Origin of the sequence: Labrenzia sp. OB1, assembly GCF_001624695.1 — a bacterium.
GTDB lineage: Bacteria > Pseudomonadota > Alphaproteobacteria > Rhizobiales > Stappiaceae > Roseibium.
This window is the reverse complement of the sequence record NZ_JSEP01000018.1, coordinates 83,640-106,824: the sequence shown is the minus strand read 5'-3', so window position 1 is coordinate 106,824 and position 23,185 is coordinate 83,640. Positions and strand designations below refer to the sequence as shown.

Genomic DNA, 23,185 nt, shown 5'->3' with positions numbered 1-23,185 from the left:
TCAGCACTGACACAGGAGCGTTTCATGTCCAGTCAGACACCGATGGATTTTTCTCCGGCTGAACCACCTGCCAGTTTCTCCCCTCCCCGGCAGGCATTGTGGTGGCTGAAAAAGGGCGGTTTGGAACTCGGTCCCGAATGGGAAAAAGCGCACGAGATTTGCCAGAGCCGCGAAGGCGACACGGAGCATGACTGGATCCACGCCCTGTGCCACCTGATCGAGAACGATCCGGGCAACGCGGCCTACTGGTTCCGGCGCGCCGGAAAACCTGCAGCGACCCGGGACGCCGACGCCCTGTGGCAGGACATCGCCGCGTCGGTCTGAATGTCGGGGCCGTTTGGCTGCAGGAGGTGGCCGTTTCAGGTGTTGCCCCCCAACCAGCTACAGAGCCTGGGTGATCTGGTCCGAGAAGCAAGGTTCTGTCCAGGTCGATGCTTCGCGCAGAGTGGTTGAAAAAACCAATTCGCAGATAGCTAACTTCGTGACAGCTCCCGAACCAGTTGATTGGCTTCGGGTCTTGACGCCTGATGCCGGAATCTGAGGGCGACGACCTCGCGGGAGATTTCGATCCCCTCGACTGGCCGCGACTCAAGCGCGGGATCGGCCGGGATTGCAGTTGCCGGAAGGATCACGACGCCGGACCCCTGGCGTGCGAGCTCCAGCAACCAGTCGACCCGATTCGAGCGATAAGCCGCATAAAGGACGTGCCCGAGGTCCGAGCAAGTGGCATGGAGCGTGTCACGCATTTCGCAGTTCGGGCGGTCCAGCATGTTCGTGTTGGCGAGTGTTTCAAGCGTCACGGCCTGCAGCTCGCAGAATGGATGATCCCTCGCGACCACCACACGATACTCTTCTCGATAGAGTGGATCTATTCGATAGAGCTCGGGGCTGACCTGCCCAGCGGTCAGAACGATGTCGTAGTCACCTTCACGAAGCCCTGCGAGCAAATCGTCCGTCGTAGCGACAATCAGCTCGATTTCAGCTTGCGGAAGGCGTGTTCGAAACCGCTCCACCGCTGCGGAAATCCTGTTATGTCCGATGGTCTCACCGACACCAATGCGGATCGGGACACGCTCCAACCGCGCATGCCGTACGGCTTCGGCCTTTGCCTGCCGTGTTTCCTGCTGAACCCTTTCAAGCCTTGGGCGCAGAAGTTTTCCGAGAGGTGTCAGCCGACACCCCGCGCGATCCCTGATGAACAGGGGGCCACCCATTTCATTTTCCAGTTTCTTGATGGCTGCGGTCAGGGAGGGCTGCGAAACATTCGCCGCGCTTGCCGCATGGGTGAAATTCCGATGTTCGCAGACGGCAAGAAAGTAGCGAACCTGATTCATTTCCATTGACGTTTCCCGCTGACCTGGCGCTTCGGAACCTTCAGATTGTCGGATCTGCTTCCATAGTCAATGCCCATCGTAAAATAGAAATCCGGGATTGGAGTCGGAGTGGCCCGTCGTGGGACAAGAGCGCATCGGAACTCAAACGATGAAACGCGAAGGAGAAGCGACCATGAAAACCCGGATCCTGCAGATACTCGCCGCACTGTCCTTGTTCGCCGGTACCGCAAACGCACAGGAAAACGCCATGAAAGATCACACCGCAAGCTACATCACCATGCCTGCTGCCGATGGCCAGACTGACGCCTTCGCCGAGTTCCTGGCCGGCGCCGCCCCCCTGGTGAAGGAGACCGAACCTGGAACCGCGCTCTGGTTTGCCCTTCAAGCCAATGACACGCTGGCCATTTTCGATATCTTCGTCGACGATGACGCGAGAAACGCGCATTTTTCGGGTGTTGTCGCCGCCGCGCTGAACGAGAACGCAGACACACTGGTCAAGGGTGGCTGGGATGCGGGCGTTGTCGCCAATATCAACAATTCAGACGTGCTGTCGGCAAAGGCACCTGCAGATCTCTATAGCGCAACGACAGCCACTTATATCAAGCTCGAAGCCGCGCCGGGACAGAGTGAGCAACTGGCGGCATTGCTGGGCGCGGCCGGGCCCATCGTCGCCGAAACAGAGCCGAAGACGCTGTTCTGGGCCGCACTGCAGATCGACGAAAACAATTTTGCGATCTTCGACATCTTTGCCGACGACTCCGGTCGCGAAGCCCATTTTGCGGGTAAAGTGGCAGGCCTGCTAAAGGAACAAGCTTCGGCCCTTGTCGCGGGCGGGTGGGACGACGGTGTTGTCGCGAATGTCAGCAATTTCGATATTCTCGCGATCAAGTAAGTCCGGCACCCAAAGAATGCGCCCGGCGTTTTCCACACCGGGCGCGTCTCTGTTTCGCAAGACCTATTGCCTCGCAGCCGCGTGGCGCGGTCCCTCAGGACTTGCCTGGCACCGGCAGGCGGCGGGCCCGCGTGATCTCGCCCCATTCCGTAGCCGCAATCCGTTCGATTGCCTCGCCTAGCGGCTCAAAGGCCACCGTCATGGTGTAGCCGTTGGCATGAAGCAACCTTCCCGAACCTGCGATAATGCCGACATGACCTTTCCAGAATAGCAGGTCGCCGCGTTGCAGTGCCGCCGGATCGCCGTGCGGGATTTCCTCCCCGGCTTCGGCTTCCAGCATGTCGCTGTCGCGCGGCAGGTCATAACCGCCGGTCTGCGCGGCGAGTTGCACCAGCGCGGAGCAATCCAGACCAAGACTTGAACGCCCGCCCCACAGATAGGGCGTGCCGAGCAGTTCCTCCGCAGCACACACCCAATCCTCTTCCCGATCGTCCAGCGGCACGAGATGATTCGCGACCACAGCCGAACCGTCACCGAGCAGCGCATAGGTCAATCCGCGGGTTTCCACCTCCCCGGTCACCGTCACCAACGATCCGAGCGACAGGAGACCAAGAGGCGGGTATTTCAGATCCGGCGCCGGGTAGCGATAGGTGCGCAGTGCCCTGACCCGGTGCGTTGCCGCCGCCACGGTGCCCAGGGCATCGGAGGAAAACCAGCCGACATAGCCGTCCGTGTCGAGCTGGCCCCAGGCCCAGCCTTCCGGCGTCTGCTCATAGACGGTCAGCCATTCGCCGCACAGGGCTTCGGTATCGATCGGGCGGTCCGAGCGCGGTTCCGGCCGGATCGCGAGACGGTCGGCTTTCACCTGAAAGACTTCGCCCTCGACGAAGCGCCCGGCATCCGCCAGTCCCTCATAGTCGCTGGCGGCAAGATCCGGGCGAACCGGATGGCGGCGTCGGTCGAAATTCTGGGCCATGGTCGTCAATCGTTTCCCGATGATGCAATAAACAGAAACGGCCTTGAGTCAGCGCGGCAGCTCCGCAGCTTTTTCAACCACGAGGTCGCCAAGGTGCTCCAGATGGAGAGCCCCTTCAACCGTGCGGGTGATAATCACGTTGCGTTTGTCGGCTTCGTCGCGTTTGCGGGACAGCAACCGCAGGCCGCCGAGCGTATCGAGCGCGCGGGTGATGGCGGGTTTGGTGACGTTCAGCTTTGCGGCAAGACCGCGAACCGTGTGCGGTGGCGGTTCGAGATAGACGGTGAGAAGGATTGTCAGCTGGCGGGCGGACAGATCCTGTTCACTGTCGCGCACCAGCGCCAGGTTCACCTCGTGCAGCAATTTCAACGCCTGGGAGGCGCGTATTTCGACAGCCATCGATTGTCAGGTTCCCATCCAACTTGTGGCTATCGAAACACAAAAACATTTCGGAGCCGTTATTATGCGCCTGCAAAACGCTCCGAAATCAGGTCGAACAGGCAGCGGATCCCCTGCGCCTCGCCACCGGCCGGTTTCCCCGGCTTGTCCATGGGCGTCCAGCCGTAAATGTCGAAGTGGACCCAACTGCCGGTATTTTCGACAAAGCGGGACAGGAACAGCGCCGCCGTCACCGCACCGGCAAATCCCGCTCCGGAGGTGTTGATATGGTTGATATCCGCCACCTTGCTGTCGAGATATTTCATATAGGGCTGCCAGAGGGGCATACGCCACAGCGGATCGTTGGCCGCTTCGGCCATCACGGCGATATCTTCGGCCAGTTCATCGTCATGGGTAAAATACGGCGGCAGATCGGGGCCGAGTGCAACACGAGCCGCACCGGTCAGGGTCGCCATATCGACCAGCAGATCCGGATTTTCGTCATCCGCCAGCGCAAGCGCGTCGGCCAGAACCAGACGGCCCTCCGCGTCCGTGTTGCCGATTTCGACCGTGAGGCCCTTGCGGCTGGGGAGGATGTCCCCCGGCCGGAAGGCATTTCCGGAAATCGAATTTTCGACGCAGGGCACGATCACCCGCAGACGCACGCCAAGGTTGGCCGCCATGATCATCGAGGCAAGGCCCAGAACGTTGGCCGCGCCGCCCATGTCCTTTTTCATGAGGGCCATGGAAGAACCCGGTTTGATGTTCAGGCCGCCGGTATCGAAGATGACGCCCTTGCCGACCAGCGTCACCTTCGGATCCCCTTCCCGGCCCCAGGAGAAATCCGCAAGGCGCGGCGCGCGCGAACTCGCCCGTCCGACCGCGTGAACCATCGGGAAATTTTCGTCCAGCAGGTCGTCGCCGGCAATGATCCTGCCGCTGCCGCCATGGCTTTCGAACAGGGTTTCGATGGCTGCCGCCAGTTCCTCCGGGCCCAGATCGTTCGCAGGCGTGTTGATCAGGTCCCGGGCGAGCTGAACGCCATCCAGAATGATGTGCAGCCGGCCGAGATCCACGTCGTCATCGACAGCGAGGCGGCGCTTCTTGCCGGGCGACGCTAGGTAACGACCGAACGCATAGGCGGAGAGCGCAAAGCCGAGCGCGGCCTGCTCCTGATCCGGAAAGCCCTCGGCGAGATGGTAATCGCCCTCGGGAAGGGCATTCGCGAGCCCGCCAAGCGCGAAAGGATGCGGCAAACCGGTTTCCGCGACAGAAAACAGGACCGCCGCTCCGGCACCGCTCAAGCCCGGCACAAGCTGAAAGGTCGAGGCTTTGGCGGTGAAGTCGTTCACCCCGCACCAGTTTTTCGCCGCGTCTCCGAGTTCGTCCAGAACCTGCGGGAGACCGGCTTCGGTCACGGCAATGATGGGGGTCGACCGGGAAACGTCGCTTTTACGCACAAGGCAGTCACGCACGGGAGATACTCCGAAATTTCAAGAATCGCTGTCACCCAGATTAGAGCATGTCGCGCCAAATTGAATTCAGGAAATCGCCCGAACGCATCTGCAATGCAAACGCTGCCTCGAGCATTTTCCTGAACCCATGTTTCCGCCTGAACGCGGCACGTTCTTGCCGCACGACAGCAGGACGCAACCTGCCCGCAGACGGCAGGAGGGCGCCGAAATTGGCTGCCGCGTTGCAATTCGCGAAGCCGTTTAACCAAGCATTAGGGTTAATTATCTATTTCTATTGGGAACCCAGTATTGCTGCAGACCCCAGGATGTTGAAGATGCATGCGCCAGTGACCCGTCCGTTTCCAAGCCGCGCCCGTCTCGCCTCGACGCTGATGGCAATGACCGCGCTTGTCCTGGTGGCCGGCTGCGCTTCGAACAAATCCAACACCGGAACGCACTCTCCGGGCTACGGTGCCCACTATACGACACCCGGCTCGCGCGAAGCCATTTCGTCGGTGTCCAAATGGTCGAAGGCCTACCAGAAGGACCGGAAGAACCGCGCGGCCATTCTGGGCTATTCCAACGCACTGAGTCAGAACGGTCAGACGCCGCAAGCCATGGCGGTTCTGCGATCGGGCGTGATCAACTATCCGAAGGACCGGGAAGTCGCGTCGGCCTACGGCAAGGTCCTGGCGATGAACGGCCGTTTCGAGGAAGCTCTCAACGTCCTGAAACGCGCCCAGCAGGCAGACATGCCGGACTGGAAGCTGATGTCCGCCGAGGCTGCCATCTATGACCAGATGGGTGAACACTCGACGGCCAGGGGCCTTTACAAGCAGGCCCTGAAAATCGCTCCGGACGATCCGAGCCTGCTCAACAATCTCGGCCTGTCCTATCTCCTGTCCAACGAGCTTCCCGATGCGGAATACACGCTGCGGCGCGCGGCTACCCTGCCCGGCGCGGACAGCCGCGTGCGCCAGAACCTTGCCCTGGTTCTCGGCATTCAGGGCAAATATGACGAAGCCATCCAGGTCGCTCAGGCTGAACTCGATCCCCAGCAGGCGAAGGCCAATATCGCCTATCTGCGATCCATGATGCAGAACCGCCAAGGCTGATACGACAACGTCAGGGATTTATCGAACCGGCTGAAATCGAAATCCGCTTGAGCGGACACGCTGCGGGCGCGTGCGGAATTTCCTTCAGGGTCTTCCACCAGAAACATTGCATCTTTCTGAAACGAACCTGCTGTTGAGTTCGCAATCGATTCCGTTCGATGCGCCGTCTGTCCGGCGCAAATGGAAACCCCAAATCCTCACAGGCCCTAGAAAGCATCCATATCCATGACCTGCATCACTGCGGGAGACATGATGATGAAGAACAGCACAGGCAGGAAGAACAGGATCATCGGAACGGTCAGTTTCGGCGGCAGCGATGCGGCCTTCTGCTCGGCCATGAGCATGCGCTGGTCGCGGGTGTCATCCGCCATCGTGCGAATGGCCGAGCCCACCGGCGTCCCGTAACGTTCGGCCTGAATGAGCGCCATCATGACGTTCTTGACACCGTCCACACCGGTGCGCCTGGAAAGGTTCTCATAGGCCTGCCGCCGTTCGCTCAGATAGGAGAGTTCTGCGGTGGTCAGAGACATTTCCTCCGCCAGGTCGATGGACTGAATGCCCACCTCTTCCGCGACCCGCTGGAACGCACCCTCGATAGACATTCCCGATTCAACGCAGATCAGCATGAGATCGAGGGCATCCGGCCAGGCTCTTTGAATCGAGCGCTTGCGTTTGTCGATCTTGTTTTTCAGGTAGACGTTCGGCACGAAGGCGCCGAGCCCGGCAATCGCGATGCAGAAACAGACTTTCGTGACAGCCGGAAGCGTTGCCGGCAACACCAGAAACGCATAGGTGATCGCAAAGACGAAAAGGACCCCGGGCAATGCGATGCGCGCGGTCAGGAAATAGTAAAGCGGCGCGGAACCGCGAAACCCGGCCATACGCAACCGTTCAACCGTGCTTTCGTCCGACAGCATTTCCCTCAGGTTCAGCCGGTCGACAAAATTCTTCATTTTCTCCTTCGGCTGGTTGCGCAGCGACGCCCTTGCATTGGTCTGGCTTTCCAGAAGGCGGGCTCTTTCCTTGGCGCGCAGCTGGTCGCGCTCAAGGGCAACCGACTTCATGCGCGTTTTCAGCGCATCGCGTGAAATCATCGGCCAGACCAGGGAGAAGATCGTCCCCGTAACGGCGACCATCGCAAGCATTGCCGCCAGGAACTGGGTTGAGGCGATCGTATCGAGATTCATGCCGTCCCTCGTCAGAAGTCGAAATTGATCATGGCGCGCATGACCATGATGCCGATGAACATCCAGAACAGGCAGCCCGCGATAATGATGTTGCCGGTGGTCGTTGTGAACAGCAGCATGATGTAGGAAGGGGAGATCAGGAAAATGATCCCGCCAACGAAAAACGGCAACGAGCCGATGATCGCCGCGGACGATTTGGCTTCCGAACTCAGGGCCTTGATCTTGCCCTTCATGGCCTTGCGGCCACGCAGCACCCTGGAGAGGTTGTTGAGCGCTTCCGCAAGACCGCCGCCCGCTTTTTGCTGAATGGCGACGACGATCGCGAAAAAATTCGCCTCGGCGACAGGAACCCGTTCCGGCAGCTTCGAAACCGCTTCGGCCAGCGAGATGCCCATTACCTGAGTTTCCGAGATCTTGCGGAATTCGCCGGCAACCGGTTCCCGGGCTTCCCGCCCGACCACCTTGATACAATCACCGATAGGCAGGCCGGCTTTCACGCCTCGCACGATGATGTCCACACCGTTGGGCAGCTCGTTCAAAAAGGCTTCGAACCTGCGTTTGCGCTTGCGGGACACATACCAGCGCGGAAACCCCAGACCGCCTGCAAATGTCAGCGCAGCAATGATCAGCAGGTTACCGCTGATAAAAAAGCCGATCACCATAAAGACGAGCGCGCAAACCACGCTGAAGATGATGAAGTGCTTGAGTTCCCAGCTCAGTCCCGCCTGTTCCATACGGACCTTCAGGGAAATTTTCTGCTGCTTGTGCTGCTTGGCTTTCTGCCGGTCGTCAAATTCCTTCAATTGATCCTGAATGGAACGCCGACGGCGGTCATTGTCACGCAAATGCTTGCGCTGCTTTTCACTCTGGGGGCGTTCCGCCACCGCCTGCAGTCTCTGGTCGCGCCGTTTGCTGCCTGAGAGCTGCGGCTGGAACAGGCTGAAAATGACGCCCCCGACCGCAAGCATCACCAGAAGCGCGATGGCAAGGCCGGTGACCTGTGGAGTAAGCAGTTCTTCAAGTCCGGACATTTGTGCCTCAATCCGCTACATATTCGGGCATCTCTGACGCATCCAGAGCCTGAGCCAGACGGGCTTCCTCGCCGAAGTAACGAGCGCGTTCCCAGAATCTCGGCCGGCCGATGCCGGTGGAGCGGTGCCGTCCGATGATCCGGCCGTTCGCGTCTTCGCCGACCATGTCGTAAAGAAAGACGTCCTGTGTGGTGATGATGTCGCCTTCCATGCCCATGACCTCGGTCACATGGGTGATCCGCCGGGAGCCGTCGCGCAGGCGGGCGGCCTGCACCACCACGTCGATCGATGAGACGATCATTTCCCGGAGGGTTCTGGAGGGCAAAGAGAAGCCGCCCATGGTGATCATCGATTCAAGCCTGGACAGAGCCTCGCGGGGCGAGTTGGCGTGCAGCGTGCCCATGGAACCGTCATGGCCCGTGTTCATCGCCTGCAGCAGATCGAAGGCCTCCGGTCCGCGCACCTCGCCGACGATAATCCGCTCGGGGCGCATACGCAGGCAGTTCTTCACCAGGTCACGCATGGTGATCTCGCCCTCGCCTTCAAGGTTCGGCGGGCGTGTCTCGAGCCGGACCACATGCGGCTGCTGGAGCTGAAGCTCCGCGGAATCCTCGCAGGTGATGACGCGCTCGGTATGGTCGATATAGGCTGTCAGGCAATTCAGCAGCGTCGTCTTGCCCGAGCCGGTACCACCGGAAATCAGAACGTTGCAGCGCGAGCGCCCGATGATCTGCAGGATCGTCGAACCTTCCGGCGTGATAGATCCGAATCTCACCAACTGGTCGAGGGTCAGCTTATCGCGTTTGAATTTCCGGATGGTGAGTGCCGGCCCGTCGATCGACAGGGGCGGCGCGATGACGTTGACGCGCGAGCCGTCGGGCAGACGCGCATCACAGATCGGGCTGGATTCATCGACCCGCCGGCCAACCTGGCTCACGATGCGCTGGCAGATGTTCATCAGCTGGGCGTTGTCGCGGAAGGACACGGCGGTCTGTTCGACCTTGCCCTCGGTCTCGATATAGACCGTGTGAGCGCCATTCACCATGATGTCGGCGATGTCGTCGCGGGCCAGCAGTGGCTCCAGAGGACCATAGCCGAGCACGTCGTTGCAGATGTCCTCAAGCAGATCTTCCTGCTCGGAAATCGACATGACGACATTTTTGAGGGCGATGATGTCATTGACGACATCGCGGATTTCGTCGCGGGCATCTTCCGCGTCGAGACGGGCGAGCTGCGACAGGTCGATCGCTTCCACCAGCGCGTTGAAGATCTGCGCCTTGGTCTCGTAATATTCGTTGTTCTTCTTGCGGGGCGAAGGAGCCGGTTGCACGACATCCTGCGCCTGTCCCGGTGCCGGCGACGCTGCGGACGGCGACGGAGCGGAAGCCGGTGGTTTTTCAGGCTCGGTCTGCACGGACGGCGGCGATACGGGAGCTTCCGCATGGCTGTTGTCTTCGTCCGGCGCAAGCGCCTCCTGCAGCCCCGGCACGTCTGCCGGTCTGACTGTCCCCACTCCGGACGATGAACTGCCACGTCTTCCAAACATAACGAACTATCTGCTCCGTTAAAGAACCGGTCAGCCGGCCTTACGTTTCAGCTTCAACAACAAACCGCCAAGGCTCGACCTGGAGGGCCTGCTCGGCTGCGCCTTGCCGGAAACGGACTGTGCCAGGTCATCGAACATTTGTGTGATGGCATGCTTGCCATCCAGTTCGGCGATCATCTGGCCGTTGTTGGCCGCGGTGCCGAAGAGTTGCGGCTCGAAAGGGATCGACGCCTGAACGGTCAGTCCGAGCGCTCCGGCGAATTCATCCGGCTTGATTTCCGGCCGCTTGGGCATGTTGACCTTGTTCATGATCAGGTGCGGTGGCCGGTCGTTCGGCCGCATCTGCTTCAACATATCGGCGGCGTTCTTGGCGTTGCGAAGATTGGCCAGATCAGGCTCCGCGACCATCACGATTTCATCGACATTCAGCAACGTGTTCCTGATCCACGCGTTCCAGGCATGCGGCAGGTCCAGCACCACATGAGGCACCGTTGCCCGCATGGTCTCCAGGAGCAGCTCGAATGACTTTTCGTTCTGATCGTAGGTCCGCTCCAGGGTTGCCGGCGCGGCGAGCAGGCTGAGGTGTTCGCTGCATTTCGTCAGGATACGGTCGAGATAGGTCTCATCCAGCCGTTCGGGCGAGGACACGGCTTCGAACACGCCCTGCAGCGGATCCTGATTGTAATCCAGACCCGCCGTGCCGAAGGGCAGATCCAGGTCGGAGACAATGACTTCGCTCTCGAAGCAGCGCGCAAGCGACCAGGCACCGTTGTGTGCGATTGTCGAGGCGCCGCAGCCGCCTTTCACACCGTAGAACGCAATCGTGCGACCGAGAGGTTCCGCCTCGGGGCTGGCGTAAAGGGTTCCGACCGAGGAAATCAATTGCAGGACGCTGATCGGGGTGATCAGATATTCGCTGACCCCCCGGGCAATCAGATCCCTGTAGAGCGTGACATCGTTGACGTCACCGACGACAATGACCTTCGTGCCGGCGTCGCAAAATTCGGCCAGATTATCGAGACTGGCAATGAGATCTTCCTTGTCGCCCGCCGTCTCCACGATGATCAGGTTCGGTGTCGGCGCTTGCGAAAAGATCTCTATGGCAGCCGGAATTCCGCCCATATCGAGTTTCAGATGAGCCTTGGCCAGCCGGCGGTCTTCCATCGCCGCTTCCGCGATACGCATGGACGCGTCGTTCAGAAAAAATCCGTGAATCGTGATGCGCGGGATCGGGCCGATCTGCATGGCCTCGTCATTGATGGCGAACTGCTGTTCATCAGGCAACGACATGGTATCCAAATGGCCGGCCGTTTCACTCAAGTCTGAATTTATACTCATATCATCACCTATTCAGAGACCTCGGCGCCGACGCCTTCTTCATATTCCCCGGAAGTCACGTCGCCTTTTCTGTAGTTCTCGATGACGACCGCTCTCCGTCTCTGATCGGCCGGCGTCATTGCTCTTGGCGTCAGCAGGTCGGACGGGTTCTCAACCATTGCAGCGAGGTTGGACTGCGTGGCGCAGCCGAAATTCTCGTATTCGATGTTTGCGCCAAATCCACCGCCGATGTTCTTTGGCCAGTTGCCGCAAGGACCCGCAGTCGCCTGCATCCTTGCGTAGGAGAGCCGGATCGGGGCATCGGCGGTCGGGTCGTTGACCGCATAGGTGCGCGTACTGATCTGCGAGCGGCCCAGACCGCCGCGCTGCAGCGCCGTGCGTATGTTGCCGGTGACCGCATGGACGGCGGATTCATTCGCTCCGCCGGAGGGAACGAGGATCTCTACCGCGCCATTGCCCTTGCGCCGGCTTTCCATTGCAAACTGCGTGACCGTACCTTCGACAGGACCATAAAGCCGGCGCGTGTTACGGCCGATCGGCAGGTCAAGGGTTTCCGGTTCCTCGGTGATGACAATCGGGTGCCGCAGCCGGTAGTCGTTGGACGCCAGAATCTGGCTTTGCGATTGCGAGCCCTGGCAGCCGCCCATGATCAGGCATCCCAAGAGTACAAGGGCGGATCTGGAAACTGTGGCAGCCCGGACCGTAGTATTGGTATTCATCCGTCCGTCCTCACTTGTAGATAAAGCCGACCTGGCCGTGATAGGTGCCTTCGACCGCATCGCCGGCCGGACTGAAGATCTTGTTCAGACGATTCAGGAAAACCGTTTCCGCATCAGATGGCGGCATGAAGTTCTTGTCGGGCCGCACAAGTTTCTGAGCTGCCACGGGCTGCACCACATAGGGCGTCACGAAGACCGTGAGTTCCGTTTGCTTGCGCAGGAAATCCCGGCTTTTGAACAGGGCGCCCAGGATCGGGATCTGCATCAGGCCCGGAACACCGTCGATCGCCTGCTGATAGGATTCCTTCAGGAGCCCCGCCATGACCAGCGTTCCGCCTGAAGGCAGTTCCATGGTCGATTCGGCGCGGCGGACCTTCAGCGCGGAGATCGTGATTCCGCCTGCGGAAACGGCGCCGTCATTGCTGAGCTCGCTCACTTCCGTCTTGACCCTCAGGCTGATGCGTCCGCCGGACAGCACCACGGGTGTGAAATCGAGGCCCACACCGAATTTCTTGAACTCGACGGTTACCTCGCCGTCGTCCTGCGCGATCGGGATCGGGAATTCACCGCCTGCAAGGAAACTTGCATTCTCGCCGGTTATGGCCGTCAGGGTCGGTTCCGCAAGTGTTCTGATGACGCCGTCCCGCTGCAAGGCTTCCACCTGGGCGGCCAGGCTGGTGGCGCCGCTCGTAAAGCCGAAACCGGCGACCGCCTGGTTGACGATGGTCGGATTCACCGGAAAGTCCGGCAGGTTCTCCCCGAAGGGAGTGAAATTCCCCACGCCGATAGATCCGGAAAACTGGACCCCGAGCTGCTTGATGACCGAACGCTCGACTTCCGCCACGGTTACCTTCAGATGCACCTGATCCTTGCCCTCGACGGATATCAGATTGACGACGTCCTCGGCATTTCCGGTGCCCTGGAACTTTGCAGCGATATCCGCAGCCTGCTGGGCTTCAATGGTGCTTTTCGCTGTTCCGCTCAAAATGACGCTGCCATTGACGGATTCGGCGAATATGTTTGACCCCGGGATCAACTTGCGGATGATCCTGGTCATGTCGGAGGTGTCTCTTTCGACCCGGAGATCAAAGCTCGCCAGTTCACGGCCGCTGCGGCTGAAAAACACGACCCGGGACTGGCCGGCCGTGTTCCCAATGATGAAAATCCGGCGTGGCGTTCGCAGAACCGCATCCGCGATCTCCGGATTGGACACGAGCACATCGGCCGCGTCTTCCGCCAGATTGACAACGACCGACCGGCCGACGCCGACATTCAGGATCCGCCCGCTCGCCCGTTCTCCGGCGGCGATATGAACCTGGCTCGGAAAATTGTCCCCGGCCACGGCGGAAGGTGCCGTCATGGTTATCGCCGCAGCGACAAACGCCACGGCTGCCACGCACTTGAAAAGCTGGTTCATCATCGCGCCCCTTGCGCTGAACTTTCTTGTTGTTACCCGTGTCATTACAAACCCGACTTGCTGGTCACGCCATATTTCACGTAGCTCATGCCACGGCGCTGATCATTTTCCGGTGCTGCGTCGTCGGCAGAATCCTGGGCACTGCGCAAGGCCAGGGATATCGTTCCTATCTGCTGCGCCTGCGCCACGATTTCCGACTGCGGCAGTGTCAGCTCCAGGGTCGCGGTCTTCTTGGGCGAGAGGCTTTTCTTGTCCTGCTCACCCGCGGTCGTCGTGTCGATCGCCAGCACACGGATGTTTTCCAGAATTGTCTGGCTGCTGGCTCCCTCGTCGGATCTGCGCGTGAGGATGAGATCGACCTTGTCACCGGGAAGAATGAAGCCTCCTGCCGTGGTTTCAGCTTCGACGCTTACCGCGCTGGCGCGTTTTCCCTTTGGCAGAATGGAGGACATGAAGCCCTTGTCTGTGCTGATCAGACGTTCCGGGCGAATCGGTTCGCCTGCGAAAATCGGAGCCCGGGCGATCTGGCCCACATGCTCCTTGTCCGCTACGGGAGAGGCGCTTTTCGTAACGGCTCCCTTGGGAATCACATCCTCCGGCCACGGGGACCAGGACATATCCGCCGCCGACAACTTTCCGCCAAGCGGAATATCCTTCGCCGCGACAAGCACCTGGGCCTGTTTCCGCTCGGCGGCCGGGGCCTGCGCGGTTTTCGGTTCAGCGTCGTTTCCACCGGACATCATGACCATTCGGAAAGCCAGGAAACCTGCAGCCACGGCTACTGCCAGTACTAAAATTCGAGCAAATTTCATGACCTATACCCAATATTCCTGCGCGCAGATGCGCCATTCGAAGCTAGAATGGGGGGTAATTAGTCAAAACATGGTTAACCAGATCTAGATGATTTTGGTTAATATTCATTAACTTTACTGAATGATTTCTTAAATCTATCGCAATTTGCGAATAATTAATTTCACAGCCGCGGAAACCAGCCGTTCAGACGTTTTCCAGTGTCTGCCGGGAATCAGGGTCCCTATGTGCGCTGGAGTGTATCGCGTTCAAGCGGAGTCATGGGTTCAGGAATCCCCCGAGGCAGCGTTTGCCTGGTAAATGCGTTCGGGCGGTTTCCTGAATTCAATTTAATGCGACATGCGCTAAATGCCCTGAACCGCCAACTGAAACCACTCGGTCGACGGATAGACCGTCAGGCCGGCGGCTGCGATCGCGATGCCGTAGGGTATTCCACCTTTGCTGTCGTGCAGCCGCGCGAACCAGTCCTGCGTCGCAAGGGCCGTGGGCACCACTTCAAATTTGCGAACGAAAAGAAGCGCAAAGGTCAGCAGCATTCCAAAAAAAGCGACGAATAAAACGAAAACACCGAGTTCAGGCGTCAGTCCGATCCACAATGCAATCGCGCTGATGAATTTCACGTCGCCTCCGCCCATCCAGCCGGCCGCGAAAAATCCAAAGCAGACGGGAAAGACCACAAGCAGACCCAATGCATGCATTCCCCAGCCGCTCAGGGGAAGACCCGTCACAAGCGCAAGACCGGCGAATCCGGCGATCAGGAGAACAGACACCCTGTTGCGAATCGTCATCGTCAACAGGTCAGACGCGCCGCCAAAGGCGACGAGCATCGGGAAAATCACTAGAATGGCTGCTTCGATCATCGGGCTTCCGCTCAATCTTCAGCGCGTGTCGCATTCAATTGATTGCAGGACACCATGAATCCGCCCAAACGCGATACGCTCTAATCATTGCGCGGAATTTTAGAGGTCGATTGTTAATTTTTTACCGATGCCCGGCAGGAGTGGCCTGGTCACCGAGAGCATGCGCTGCCAAAAAGAGCGCGCGGAAAACGCGTCGGCGCACAAAAAAACGGGCAGCAGGCTGCCCGTTTTCTTTACGGTGGACTGGCCAGGGTTTCTCCCCGGCAGTCAGACTGTATTATTCGGTAGCTTCTGCCACACCGGCGGCGTCGAGCTGACCGGAAATACGGCCGAACAAATCGGTAAGCGATCCACCGGTGGCCGCAACGGCGCCGATGATCACGATGGACAGAAGGCCTGCGATCAGACCGTATTCGATTGCAGTTGCGCCGGATTCGTCGTTGACGAAGCGTTTCAGAAGATTTTTCATATGTTTGCTCCAAGTACCAAAAAACTGACAGCTTCAAGTCCGCTGGATCTTATTCGGGTCCAATTGGACATGGGGCGAACCTAGAGTAAATAGATTTCCAACCAGTTAAATTTACCAATTACTACCAATGAATTGCGCTGAACGGCTGCTATAGTTAACGAATGGTATAGATAAAATTGGGTTAATGCCCTAAATTAATTTAATATAAAAATAAATATTAATTCTATACTCTGCATAATTTCATACCCTTATATAATCAAACGCTTTTTTGCTATCGTATTCATTAAATATACTTTCATTGAAGATTTTTCATCGCCATGTATTCAGATGAAACATCGTTTCCCACTCTTTCAATGTGGGCACAATATTCGGTTTGTCCGGTGAATACACCCTTGCCCTGCCCCACACCGCGGATACTGCAACGGCGGCAGTTTACTCTTCTTGCCGCCGGGCGTTAGCAGATCGTTCACTACGTCTACGGCATGATCTCGCAGGAAAAGTGGCACATGGAGTACTCATAAGCATGTTTTCGAACCTGATCAGATGGACTGGCGTGCTTGTGTTCGCGTTTCAGGCAGGCGCGGCGATGGCGCAGGACGGGCCGGTCATGGTAACCGTCGATCGCGCCAAGGTGTTCCGCATCGAAGATGGCGCTTCCGCAGTCATCGTCGGAAATCCGTTCATTGCCGACGTGGCCATGTTCGACAAGAACACGGTCGTCATTACCGGCAAAAGCTACGGCACCACCAACCTCGTTATCCTGGATGTCGACAACAAGCCGATCGTGGACGAGGAGATTACCGTGCGCGCTTCGGAAACCGATATCGTCTCGGTTTATCGGAAAGTGGAACGCGAAACGCTTTCCTGCCATCCGACGTGTGAGCCGACGCTTCGCCTCGGCGATAACGCGGATTCGTTCAACGAAACCGCCGAACAGGCAACGGCCCGGAACGTCCTCGCGCTGGAAGCGGCCGGCGGCGGTAAATAGGCGTGAATTTTAACATCGATCGACTTTTGGAGCTCCAACGATTCCGGTTGGCGTTCTGTTGATCCCAAAGGTTTTGCGGAGCGAGCTCTCAATGCGCGGCAGGAAACGGTCTTTCTGGCCATTCAGACGCAGAAACCGTCGGTCGTTGCTCAAAGACGACCGCGGCGTGACCGCGATTGAGTTCGCCATGATCGGCATTCCGTTCTTTGTCCTGTCGATAGGCATCATGGAAGTAGGTCTTGTTCTGGTGGTCAACCGTATGGTCGATGACGCGGTCGTCAGCGCCGCGAGGATGATCAGGACAGGACAGGCTCAGGAAGGCACGTTTACCGCAGACGAGTTCAGGGATCAGATCTGCGGTTTCCTGCCAACTTTTGTCTGCGACGCCAGCAGAATGTCCGTCGAAGTCGTGTCCGTGGACAGTTTCGCGGAAGCAAATGCCGCTCCAAGCCTCTACGACGACGAAGGCAATATTCGGGAGGATCTGCAATTCGTGACCGGAGACGCCAGCGATATCGTGGTCATGAACGTCATTTACAAATGGCCCATGATGATGTCCAACCTCGAGCTTTACCCTGAAGATCGCGGCGGCGTGCGTCATCTGACATCAACCCTGGTCTTTCGTAATGAACCCTGGGAATAGTTTCATGATCCGGCCGGCTCGCAGGATTTCCAGGCAGTTGCACGAGCTCTGGCGCGACAGGCACGGTGTGTCTGCGACGGAATTCGCGCTTATCCTGCCTTTCATGCTGATCCTCCTGATCGGAATCACGGAACTTTCAGGTGCGATCAACGCGGACCGGAAGGTCAGCCGCATCGCAAACTCGACAACCGACCTGGTCTCACAGGCCCAGACCCTGAGCACCGATGAACTGGATGACATCCTGGCCCTGGGTGAAAAGATACTCGACCCTTATCCGGACGACTCTCTCAAGACCATCATTTCAAGTGTCACTTTCGATGAAGACGGCGAACCAATCGTCGACTGGAGCTACAGCAACAAGGAAAATCCCTGGGACGTGGGAGCTGCCCCGCCGGTCCTCTTGCCAGAGGCGATCTCAAACCCGCTCACCTCGATCGTGATCGCCGAAAGTACGTATGTATATACGCCACCATTTTCCGGGCTTTTCACAGAGGCTTTCCCCCGCCTTGCCAAGTATACCCTGCAAGACATTTTCTATTTTCGGCCGCGCCTGACGGACACGGTGAGTTGCAGCGACTGCTGACGCGTTCCGAAACGTGATAATAACTCTCCCGTATTTGATCCGTCGTGGAATGCGGCTACGCTCCATCACGATTGCTGCGTTGCAATATGGATTTTCAGTCAGGGGTTCCCGAGCCGATGGCGACGAACAAGACTTATGAGCAGATTACCGTAGGCGACACGGCGGAGATCGTCAGGGAGTGTTCCTCCAACGATCTTCTGGTTTATGCGCATGCTTCCGGAAACCACAATCCCATCCACCTGCCGGATACGGACTGGACCGGAGACGGTCATATCGACAAGCCCGTCGCGCCCGCCATGTGGATGGGCAGCCTCGCCTCCGCCATCCTCGGCAACATACTTCCCGGTCCCGGCACGATCTACAAGTCGCAGTCGCTCCGCTTCCTGGAAGGGGCGGCCGTCGGCGACAAGTTGCATGTGAAGGTTACGGCGAAGGAAAAACGTCCGGGCAACATCGTCGTCTTCGATCTCTCGGTGGCGCGCGCCGACGGAACCCGTCTGGTCGAAGGCGTCGCGGAAGTCGCCGCCCCGACTCAAACAATCGAATTCGATTCCAGCAATCTGCCCGCCATCCTCGTGCAGCGGCACCGGCACTTCAACAGGATGATCGAGCTGGCGAGAGCCTTGCCGCCTCTGTCAACCGCGGTCGTCGCCCCAGACGATGCCAACTCGCTCGAGGGGGCTATCATGGCAGCGCGGGAAGGGCTGATCAAACCGATCCTGATCGGTGCACAGGCGCGTATCGCCAAAGCCGCCGAGGACCTGGGCGAGAACCTCGAAGCCTTCGAACTGATCGATATCGAAGATGAAACAGAGGCCGCCGGACGCGCCGTCGCCATGGTCCATGAAGGCCGGGTCGACGCCATCATGAAGGGCCATCTTCATACGGACCATCTGCTTCAGCATGTGGTCAAACGGGACGGCGGGCTGAGAACCCGGCGGCGCATCAGCCATGTCTTCGTCATGGATATACCAGGCCGCAAGACACCCGTCCTGATCTCCGATGCAGCGATAAACATTTCGCCCGACCTCAACACCAAGGTGGACATCACGCAGAACGCCATCGATCTGGCCCTGGCGCTCGGCCTTGAGGCACCCCGGGTCGGCGTCCTGTCCGCTATCGAGACCGTGAACCCCGCGATCCCCTCCAGTCTGGACGCTGCTGTCCTGTCCAAAATGGCCGAACGCGGTCAGATAACGGGGGGTATCGTCGATGGCCCGCTGGCAATGGACAATGCGGTCGATGTTCAGGCGGCCCGTTCCAAAGGAATCACGTCGCTGGTCGCCGGCCACGCGGAAGTGCTGATCGTTCCCAATCTGGAGTCGGGCAACATGCTGGCCAAGGAACTGACGTTCATCGCCCATGCGGAATCCTCCGGACTGGTGATCGGCGCCAAGGTTCCGGTGATGCTCACCAGCCGCGCCGACGACAGTCGCGCCCGGCTCGCGTCCTGCGCGCTCGCGCTTCTCTTCAAGCATTGGCAGACCCATGGCACTCCAGCCGGCGTGTTCGATCGCGAAGGGGCTTGATCATGGCCCCGGTCATTCTGGTCCTGAATTCCGGTTCGTCCTCCATCAAGTTCACGTTGTTCTCGGGGGACGCCGTCCAGCTCAAGGGACAGATTTCCGGTCTCGGTGCACAGCCGCATCTGTCGCTGAAGTCCCACGTCTCGGATACACGGATCGACAGGGCACTGAGTGAGGAGGAAGGCAGATCCCACGCCGCCGCGCTTGACGCGCTGCTGCCGAGCCTGGAACAGGAACTGGGCGGACAGGACGTGGATGCGGTCGGGCACCGGGTGGTGCATGGCGGCATTTCCCTGACGGCTCCCGTGCGCATTACCGGTGAGATCATGAGGGAACTCGGGAGGCTGGAGCCGCTTGCCCCGCTGCACCAGCCGCATAATCTGGCGGGCATCGAAGCAGCCCGCGCCGCCTTCCCTAAAGCCTTGCAAAGCGCCTGTTTCGACACCGCGTTTCACCGCAATCATCCCTGGGTGAACGATACGTTCGCCCTGCCCCGTTCACTTTACGAGGAAGGTGTGCGCCGCTACGGATTTCACGGTCTGTCCTATGAATACATCTGCGCCCATCTGCAACAGACCCGGCCGGACCTCCATACGGGCCGGCTGGTGGTTGCGCATCTGGGCAACGGTGCTTCCATGTGCGCCATACGCGACGGGCAAAGCATCGGCTCGACGATGGGCTTCACCGCCCTGGACGGTCTGCCGATGGGCACACGCTGCGGTCAACTCGATCCGGGCGTGGTGCTTTATCTTCTGACCACAAAGGGCATGACCCCTGAAGAGGTCTCCGATCTCCTCTACAAGGCGTCGGGTCTGAAGGGCCTTTCCGGCATCAGCCAGGACATGCGCACCCTCACGCAGAGCGACGCGCCTGAAGCGGCGGAAGCTATCGACTATTTCGTCTTCCGCATCCGCCGGGAACTCGGTGCGATGGCTGCGGTGCTCGGCGGGCTGGATACACTGGTCTTCACAGGCGGCATCGGCGAGAATTCCGTCCTTGTCCGCCGCAAGGTCTGTGCGGATCTCGAATGGCTCGGACTGACGGCCGACGAGGCGAAGAATCAGGCCGGGGCCGAAGAAATTTCGGCGGTTTCATCGCGGGCAAGCGTGCTGGTCGTACCGACCAACGAAGAGGAAATGATCCGGCGGCATACCGAAAAGCTGCTGGGTTCAGGAACGGTCTCCGCCTGAACTCTATCCGCCGGAAGGGTCGAGGAGCGCTGTGAAACTCTCGTCATAAGTCCTCAGGACCGGCCGGTAATCCGCATGCACCACGGGTTCGAAACCGCCCGGCAGATCCGGCTCGATTGCCAGATAGGCATCCGGAGCCTCCCGGCGCAGGTCCATCAGTCCGGCGCGCACGCGCCGTTTCAGGGTATCGGGCAAATCCGTGCGCAGGCTATGCGCGGAATAGGGGATCGGCGGGGACCGCCAGACGATTTCGAGATCCTTGAACCCCGGCCCGCCGGCCACGTAATAGTCGTTGAGCGTGCCGGCGGTATATCCCGTCTTGGCTTCTCCGGCGAGAGTGGACCAGGCAAGGGAAGACTGCAGCCGGCCGTCGAGCACCGCCTTCAGGCCCTCCACCGGATTCTGGACTTCAACAAGTGCGCTGAAATGCGTGCGCGGGTTTATTCCGTCGGCGGCAAGATTGGCGAGAGGCACGCGGTATCCGGTCACAGCCTGTCTGGCACCCACCGCCAGCCGGGTGCCCGCGAGATCCGCGAGCGACATTTTTTCCGGGCCGCGTCTGGTGATCAGGACGGCATAGAAGCGGGCCGGGAAATCATCCGGGCCGGCAGTTACAAGCGGTTCCACGCACCCACACAACGCATGCGCTGCCGCGTAGGCGGAAGGCGACAGCCGGACATAGTCAATCCGGCCCGAGGCAATCGCTTCCACAGCCTCACCCATTGTCTGCAGCAGAAACAGATCCACCGGCAGGTCGGCGATTTCCTCCAGCGCCAGCCGGAACGACTCCACCCGCTCGCGCGCGCCTTCATCGGCGGCAACGATGACGCCGAGGCGCAGCCTGTCGGGCATGTCGACGTTGTCCTGCGCGTGCGCTGTGATGGGCAGCGAGAGAAGACAAAAGGCCAAAAGAATCATCCGGACGCAGTTTTTGAGCAGCGTCACAAATTCAACATAAGCTTCTGAGAAAACTTGCAAATTCTTTTCCCGTCTGTCCGCATTCATCCGCCAGCAACATCGGACAAATTCATGAGCAATCTTATCACGACCGTGGTTTTCGATATAGGAAATGTCCTGATCGAATGGAACCCCGAATACCTTTATCGTCAGCTCATTCCCGATCCGCTTGAACGGAAAACATTCCTGGAGACGATCTGTACGACAAAGTGGAACGAGCAGCAGGATCTCGGCCGCTCCTGGCGCGAAGCCGTGGAGATGCTGTCGCGCAGGCATCCGGACAAGGCGGACCTGATCGCCGCCTACGACCGCCGCTGGCACGAGATGGTCCCGGGCGAAATTCCGGGCACCAGCAGCATTCTAGCCCAGCTCAGGGAGCGTGGTGTGCCGCTCTATGCCATCACGAATTTTTCAACCGAGAAGTTCGGCGAGGCCCGGACACGGTTTCCCTTCCTGAAAACCAGTTTTCTGGATGTCGTCGTCTCCGGGGAGGAAAAGCTGATCAAGCCCGATCCCAGGATTTACGAGGTCCTCTTGCAGCGGAACGGGCTCGATGCGCAAGGGTGCTTCTTCATTGACGATTCCCGGTCCAATGTGGATGCTGCCCGCGATGCCGGAATGCAAGCATATCACTTCAGGAGCGCTGCCGAGCTGCGCAGTGAGCTGACCAGGTTGGGTCTGCTTGCTGCCTGAAGACCCACCGCATCAGTCGATATTCGTCAGCCGGAGAAACCTTCAAGCACATTGACGCAATTGGTGCCGAGCGCGTCGACCGCATAACCGCCTTCCAACACGAACATCGTCGGCACGCCGACTTTCGCAAGCCGCTCTCCGAGGCGGATATAATCCTCGCTCTTGAATTTGAACCCGGAAATGGGATCCCCTTCGAAGCAGTCCAGCCCCAGGGAGACAACCATCGCCTCTGGCTTGTAGACCAGAAGCCAGCGGCAGGCTTCTTCCAGGGCCGGGGCATAAGAGTCCCAGTCGGTGCCAAGCGGCAAGGGCCAGTTGCGAGTAAATCCGGTCCCTGCATGTTCACCGGTCTCATCCGCGTAGCCAAGGTAATAGGGATATTCGTCCTTGGGATCGGCATGTATGGACAGGAACAGAATGTCCGGCCGGTCATAGAAGAGCGCCTGGGTGCCGTTGCCGTGATGATAGTCCACATCCAGGATGGCAATCCTGTTCAGCCCGTTGTCGCGCAGATGTTGAGCCGCCACGCCGGCGTTGTTGAAGAAGCAATATCCGCCGAGGAAGTCGAAGCCTGCGTGGTGGCCGGGAGGACGGCACAATGCGAAGGCGGATTGCTCGCCATTCAACAGCAGTTGTGCAGCGGTCAGCGCGGTATCGGCCGAGGCGCGTGCCGCCTCGTAGGTATGCGCGCCCAGCGGTGTACCTGCATCCATGGAATAGCGCCCGAGCAGACCGTCAATGTGATTGATCTTCGTGTCCACCCTGAGAGAGCGAACAGGCCACACGAAAGGAAAGGCCTCGCCGGACCGGCCGGCAGCGGTCCACATCGGCCAGAAATTTTCCAGGAAGGCAACGTAGTCAGGCGAATGAACCCTCTGGATACTTCGCAGGGGGAATTCCTCCGGAGCAACGATGTCTCCGACCTGCCGGTCCTTAAGGGTTTTCAGCACCATTTCAGCCCGGGCCGGTATCTCCACGGCAGGCTTCAGCTCTCCATCGGAAATTTCCTGCGCCGGTGCGTGCGCAAGCTGGGTCTCTGAAAAAACCGTCTTCACAAGCCTGCCCCCAGTCCCCTTGCT

Annotated in this window: 24 protein-coding genes; 9 read left to right on the top strand and 15 right to left on the bottom strand. The window is 59.2% G+C overall.

Features of this window, described 5'->3' with window-relative positions; all coding sequences use genetic code 11:
• Positions 1-24 precede the first annotated feature (24 nt).
• A complete protein-coding gene (locus OA90_RS20925; RefSeq protein WP_156510580.1) occupies positions 25-324 on the top strand; it encodes a hypothetical protein in 300 nt (99 codons plus the stop codon).
• A gap of 149 nt (positions 325-473) precedes the next feature.
• Here OA90_RS20925 and OA90_RS20920 read toward each other — a convergent pair whose 3' ends face one another.
• Positions 474-1,340 (bottom strand): LysR family transcriptional regulator, encoded by an 867-nt coding sequence (locus OA90_RS20920; protein WP_068416895.1) that lies wholly within the window; start codon positions 1,338-1,340, stop codon positions 474-476.
• 166 nt (positions 1,341-1,506) lie between these two features.
• Here OA90_RS20920 and OA90_RS20915 point away from each other — a divergent pair, with 166 nt between their 5' ends.
• Positions 1,507-2,226 carry a hypothetical protein gene (locus tag OA90_RS20915; RefSeq protein ID WP_068416999.1) on the top strand — a complete coding sequence of 240 codons (720 nt, stop codon included), beginning with the start codon at positions 1,507-1,509 and terminating at the stop codon, positions 2,224-2,226.
• A 94-nt stretch (positions 2,227-2,320) separates the two neighbouring features.
• On the opposite strand, the gene OA90_RS20910 is transcribed toward OA90_RS20915, so the two are convergent.
• The 3 genes from OA90_RS20910 to OA90_RS20900 form a co-directional block, all read right to left on the bottom strand.
• Positions 2,321-3,202: an NlpC/P60 family protein gene (locus tag OA90_RS20910; protein ID WP_068416891.1), complete on the bottom strand. Its 882-nt coding sequence runs from the start codon at positions 3,200-3,202 to the stop codon at positions 2,321-2,323.
• A gap of 48 nt (positions 3,203-3,250) precedes the next feature.
• The gene (locus OA90_RS20905) at positions 3,251-3,601 is read right to left on the bottom strand and encodes a MarR family transcriptional regulator (protein WP_068416888.1); all 351 of its coding nucleotides are present in this window, start codon (positions 3,599-3,601) and stop codon (positions 3,251-3,253) included.
• Between the two features lie 62 nt (positions 3,602-3,663).
• Positions 3,664-5,055 carry a leucyl aminopeptidase family protein gene (locus tag OA90_RS20900; RefSeq protein ID WP_068416885.1) on the bottom strand — a complete coding sequence of 464 codons (1,392 nt, stop codon included), beginning with the start codon at positions 5,053-5,055 and terminating at the stop codon, positions 3,664-3,666.
• 314 nt (positions 5,056-5,369) lie between these two features.
• On the opposite strand from OA90_RS20900, the gene OA90_RS20895 reads away from it, so the two are divergent.
• Positions 5,370-6,149 (top strand): tetratricopeptide repeat protein, encoded by a 780-nt coding sequence (locus OA90_RS20895; RefSeq protein WP_068416996.1) that lies wholly within the window; start codon positions 5,370-5,372, stop codon positions 6,147-6,149.
• A gap of 206 nt (positions 6,150-6,355) precedes the next feature.
• Here OA90_RS20895 and OA90_RS20890 read toward each other — a convergent pair whose 3' ends face one another.
• From OA90_RS20890 to OA90_RS20850, 9 genes are all read right to left on the bottom strand, one after another.
• The gene (locus tag OA90_RS20890; RefSeq protein ID WP_068416882.1) at positions 6,356-7,336 is read right to left on the bottom strand and encodes a type II secretion system F family protein; all 981 of its coding nucleotides are present in this window, start codon (positions 7,334-7,336) and stop codon (positions 6,356-6,358) included.
• 11 nt (positions 7,337-7,347) lie between these two features.
• Entirely contained in the window at positions 7,348-8,367 is a 1,020-nt protein-coding gene (locus OA90_RS20885) for a type II secretion system F family protein (RefSeq protein ID WP_068416879.1), read from the bottom strand.
• Positions 8,368-8,374: 7 nt separating this feature from the next.
• Positions 8,375-9,913, bottom strand: a complete 1,539-nt coding sequence (locus OA90_RS20880) for a CpaF family protein (RefSeq protein ID WP_068416876.1) — start codon at positions 9,911-9,913, stop codon at positions 8,375-8,377.
• Between the two features lie 30 nt (positions 9,914-9,943).
• On the bottom strand, positions 9,944-11,203 hold the full coding sequence (locus OA90_RS20875; RefSeq protein WP_208986234.1) for an AAA family ATPase: 1,260 nt from the start codon (positions 11,201-11,203) through the stop codon (positions 9,944-9,946).
• Between the two features lie 56 nt (positions 11,204-11,259).
• Positions 11,260-11,970: a CpaD family pilus assembly protein gene (locus OA90_RS20870; RefSeq protein WP_068416870.1), complete on the bottom strand. Its 711-nt coding sequence runs from the start codon at positions 11,968-11,970 to the stop codon at positions 11,260-11,262.
• A gap of 10 nt (positions 11,971-11,980) precedes the next feature.
• The gene (locus OA90_RS20865) at positions 11,981-13,387 is read right to left on the bottom strand and encodes a type II and III secretion system protein family protein (RefSeq protein ID WP_208986233.1); all 1,407 of its coding nucleotides are present in this window, start codon (positions 13,385-13,387) and stop codon (positions 11,981-11,983) included.
• A gap of 44 nt (positions 13,388-13,431) precedes the next feature.
• Entirely contained in the window at positions 13,432-14,199 is a 768-nt protein-coding gene (cpaB, locus tag OA90_RS20860; RefSeq protein WP_068416864.1) for a Flp pilus assembly protein CpaB, read from the bottom strand.
• A 342-nt stretch (positions 14,200-14,541) separates the two neighbouring features.
• Complete coding sequence (locus OA90_RS20855; RefSeq protein WP_068416860.1) at positions 14,542-15,057, bottom strand: prepilin peptidase; 516 nt, start codon at positions 15,055-15,057, stop codon at positions 14,542-14,544.
• A 277-nt stretch (positions 15,058-15,334) separates the two neighbouring features.
• Positions 15,335-15,526: a Flp family type IVb pilin gene (locus OA90_RS20850; RefSeq protein ID WP_068416857.1), complete on the bottom strand. Its 192-nt coding sequence runs from the start codon at positions 15,524-15,526 to the stop codon at positions 15,335-15,337.
• Positions 15,527-16,049: 523 nt separating this feature from the next.
• Between OA90_RS20850 and OA90_RS20845 the strand changes: the two genes are divergently transcribed.
• The 5 genes from OA90_RS20845 (at position 16,050) to OA90_RS20825 (ending at position 20,456) form a co-directional block, all read left to right on the top strand.
• Positions 16,050-16,514 (top strand): pilus assembly protein N-terminal domain-containing protein, encoded by a 465-nt coding sequence (locus OA90_RS20845; protein WP_068416854.1) that lies wholly within the window; start codon positions 16,050-16,052, stop codon positions 16,512-16,514.
• A gap of 145 nt (positions 16,515-16,659) precedes the next feature.
• On the top strand, positions 16,660-17,157 hold the full coding sequence (locus tag OA90_RS20840; protein WP_208986231.1) for a TadE/TadG family type IV pilus assembly protein: 498 nt from the start codon (positions 16,660-16,662) through the stop codon (positions 17,155-17,157).
• Between the two features lie 4 nt (positions 17,158-17,161).
• Positions 17,162-17,740, top strand: coding sequence for a TadE/TadG family type IV pilus assembly protein (locus OA90_RS20835; protein ID WP_082837180.1), 579 nt, complete (start codon positions 17,162-17,164; stop codon positions 17,738-17,740).
• Between the two features lie 116 nt (positions 17,741-17,856).
• Positions 17,857-19,269, top strand: a complete 1,413-nt coding sequence (locus tag OA90_RS20830; RefSeq protein WP_068416986.1) for a bifunctional enoyl-CoA hydratase/phosphate acetyltransferase — start codon at positions 17,857-17,859, stop codon at positions 19,267-19,269.
• Between the two features lie 2 nt (positions 19,270-19,271).
• Complete coding sequence (locus tag OA90_RS20825) at positions 19,272-20,456, top strand: acetate/propionate family kinase (RefSeq protein ID WP_068416849.1); 1,185 nt, start codon at positions 19,272-19,274, stop codon at positions 20,454-20,456.
• A 3-nt stretch (positions 20,457-20,459) separates the two neighbouring features.
• Here the strand turns inward: OA90_RS20825 and OA90_RS20820 are convergent, their stop codons facing one another.
• On the bottom strand, positions 20,460-21,308 hold the full coding sequence (locus OA90_RS20820) for a PhnD/SsuA/transferrin family substrate-binding protein (RefSeq protein ID WP_208986230.1): 849 nt from the start codon (positions 21,306-21,308) through the stop codon (positions 20,460-20,462).
• Between the two features lie 177 nt (positions 21,309-21,485).
• Between OA90_RS20820 and OA90_RS20815 the strand changes: the two genes are divergently transcribed.
• Entirely contained in the window at positions 21,486-22,106 is a 621-nt protein-coding gene (locus tag OA90_RS20815) for an HAD family phosphatase (RefSeq protein ID WP_068416842.1), read from the top strand.
• A 26-nt stretch (positions 22,107-22,132) separates the two neighbouring features.
• Here the strand turns inward: OA90_RS20815 and OA90_RS20810 are convergent, their stop codons facing one another.
• Complete coding sequence (locus OA90_RS20810; RefSeq protein WP_068416839.1) at positions 22,133-23,161, bottom strand: histone deacetylase family protein; 1,029 nt, start codon at positions 23,159-23,161, stop codon at positions 22,133-22,135.
• Between the last annotated feature and the right edge of the window lie 24 nt (positions 23,162-23,185).

Excerpts from the sequence above, each read along its gene's own strand:
- OA90_RS20880 (WP_068416876.1), bottom strand. The coding sequence starts at position 9,913 with ATGTTTGGAAGACGTGGCAGTTCATCGTCCGGAGTGGGGACAGTCAGA.
- OA90_RS20865 (WP_208986233.1), bottom strand. The coding sequence starts at position 13,387 with ATGAACCAGCTTTTCAAGTGCGTGGCAGCCGTGGCGTTTGTCGCTGCG.
- OA90_RS20920 (WP_068416895.1), bottom strand. The coding sequence starts at position 1,340 with ATGGAAATGAATCAGGTTCGCTACTTTCTTGCCGTCTGCGAACATCGG.
- OA90_RS20890 (WP_068416882.1), bottom strand. The coding sequence starts at position 7,336 with ATGAATCTCGATACGATCGCCTCAACCCAGTTCCTGGCGGCAATGCTT.
- OA90_RS20915 (WP_068416999.1), top strand. The coding sequence starts at position 1,507 with ATGAAAACCCGGATCCTGCAGATACTCGCCGCACTGTCCTTGTTCGCC.
- OA90_RS20855 (WP_068416860.1), bottom strand. The coding sequence starts at position 15,057 with ATGATCGAAGCAGCCATTCTAGTGATTTTCCCGATGCTCGTCGCCTTT.
- OA90_RS20830 (WP_068416986.1), top strand. The coding sequence starts at position 17,857 with ATGGCGACGAACAAGACTTATGAGCAGATTACCGTAGGCGACACGGCG.
- OA90_RS20925 (WP_156510580.1), top strand. The coding sequence starts at position 25 with ATGTCCAGTCAGACACCGATGGATTTTTCTCCGGCTGAACCACCTGCC.
- OA90_RS20850 (WP_068416857.1), bottom strand. The coding sequence starts at position 15,526 with ATGAAAAATCTTCTGAAACGCTTCGTCAACGACGAATCCGGCGCAACT.
- OA90_RS20885 (WP_068416879.1), bottom strand. The coding sequence starts at position 8,367 with ATGTCCGGACTTGAAGAACTGCTTACTCCACAGGTCACCGGCCTTGCC.
- OA90_RS20875 (WP_208986234.1), bottom strand. The coding sequence starts at position 11,203 with ATGTCGTTGCCTGATGAACAGCAGTTCGCCATCAATGACGAGGCCATG.
- cpaB (WP_068416864.1), bottom strand. The coding sequence starts at position 14,199 with ATGAAATTTGCTCGAATTTTAGTACTGGCAGTAGCCGTGGCTGCAGGT.
- OA90_RS20905 (WP_068416888.1), bottom strand. The coding sequence starts at position 3,601 with ATGGCTGTCGAAATACGCGCCTCCCAGGCGTTGAAATTGCTGCACGAG.
- OA90_RS20895 (WP_068416996.1), top strand. The coding sequence starts at position 5,370 with ATGCATGCGCCAGTGACCCGTCCGTTTCCAAGCCGCGCCCGTCTCGCC.
- OA90_RS20835 (WP_082837180.1), top strand. The coding sequence starts at position 17,162 with ATGATCCGGCCGGCTCGCAGGATTTCCAGGCAGTTGCACGAGCTCTGG.
- OA90_RS20845 (WP_068416854.1), top strand. The coding sequence starts at position 16,050 with ATGTTTTCGAACCTGATCAGATGGACTGGCGTGCTTGTGTTCGCGTTT.
- OA90_RS20910 (WP_068416891.1), bottom strand. The coding sequence starts at position 3,202 with ATGGCCCAGAATTTCGACCGACGCCGCCATCCGGTTCGCCCGGATCTT.
- OA90_RS20825 (WP_068416849.1), top strand. The coding sequence starts at position 19,272 with ATGGCCCCGGTCATTCTGGTCCTGAATTCCGGTTCGTCCTCCATCAAG.
- OA90_RS20820 (WP_208986230.1), bottom strand. The coding sequence starts at position 21,308 with ATGCCCGACAGGCTGCGCCTCGGCGTCATCGTTGCCGCCGATGAAGGC.
- OA90_RS20870 (WP_068416870.1), bottom strand. The coding sequence starts at position 11,970 with ATGAATACCAATACTACGGTCCGGGCTGCCACAGTTTCCAGATCCGCC.
- OA90_RS20815 (WP_068416842.1), top strand. The coding sequence starts at position 21,486 with ATGAGCAATCTTATCACGACCGTGGTTTTCGATATAGGAAATGTCCTG.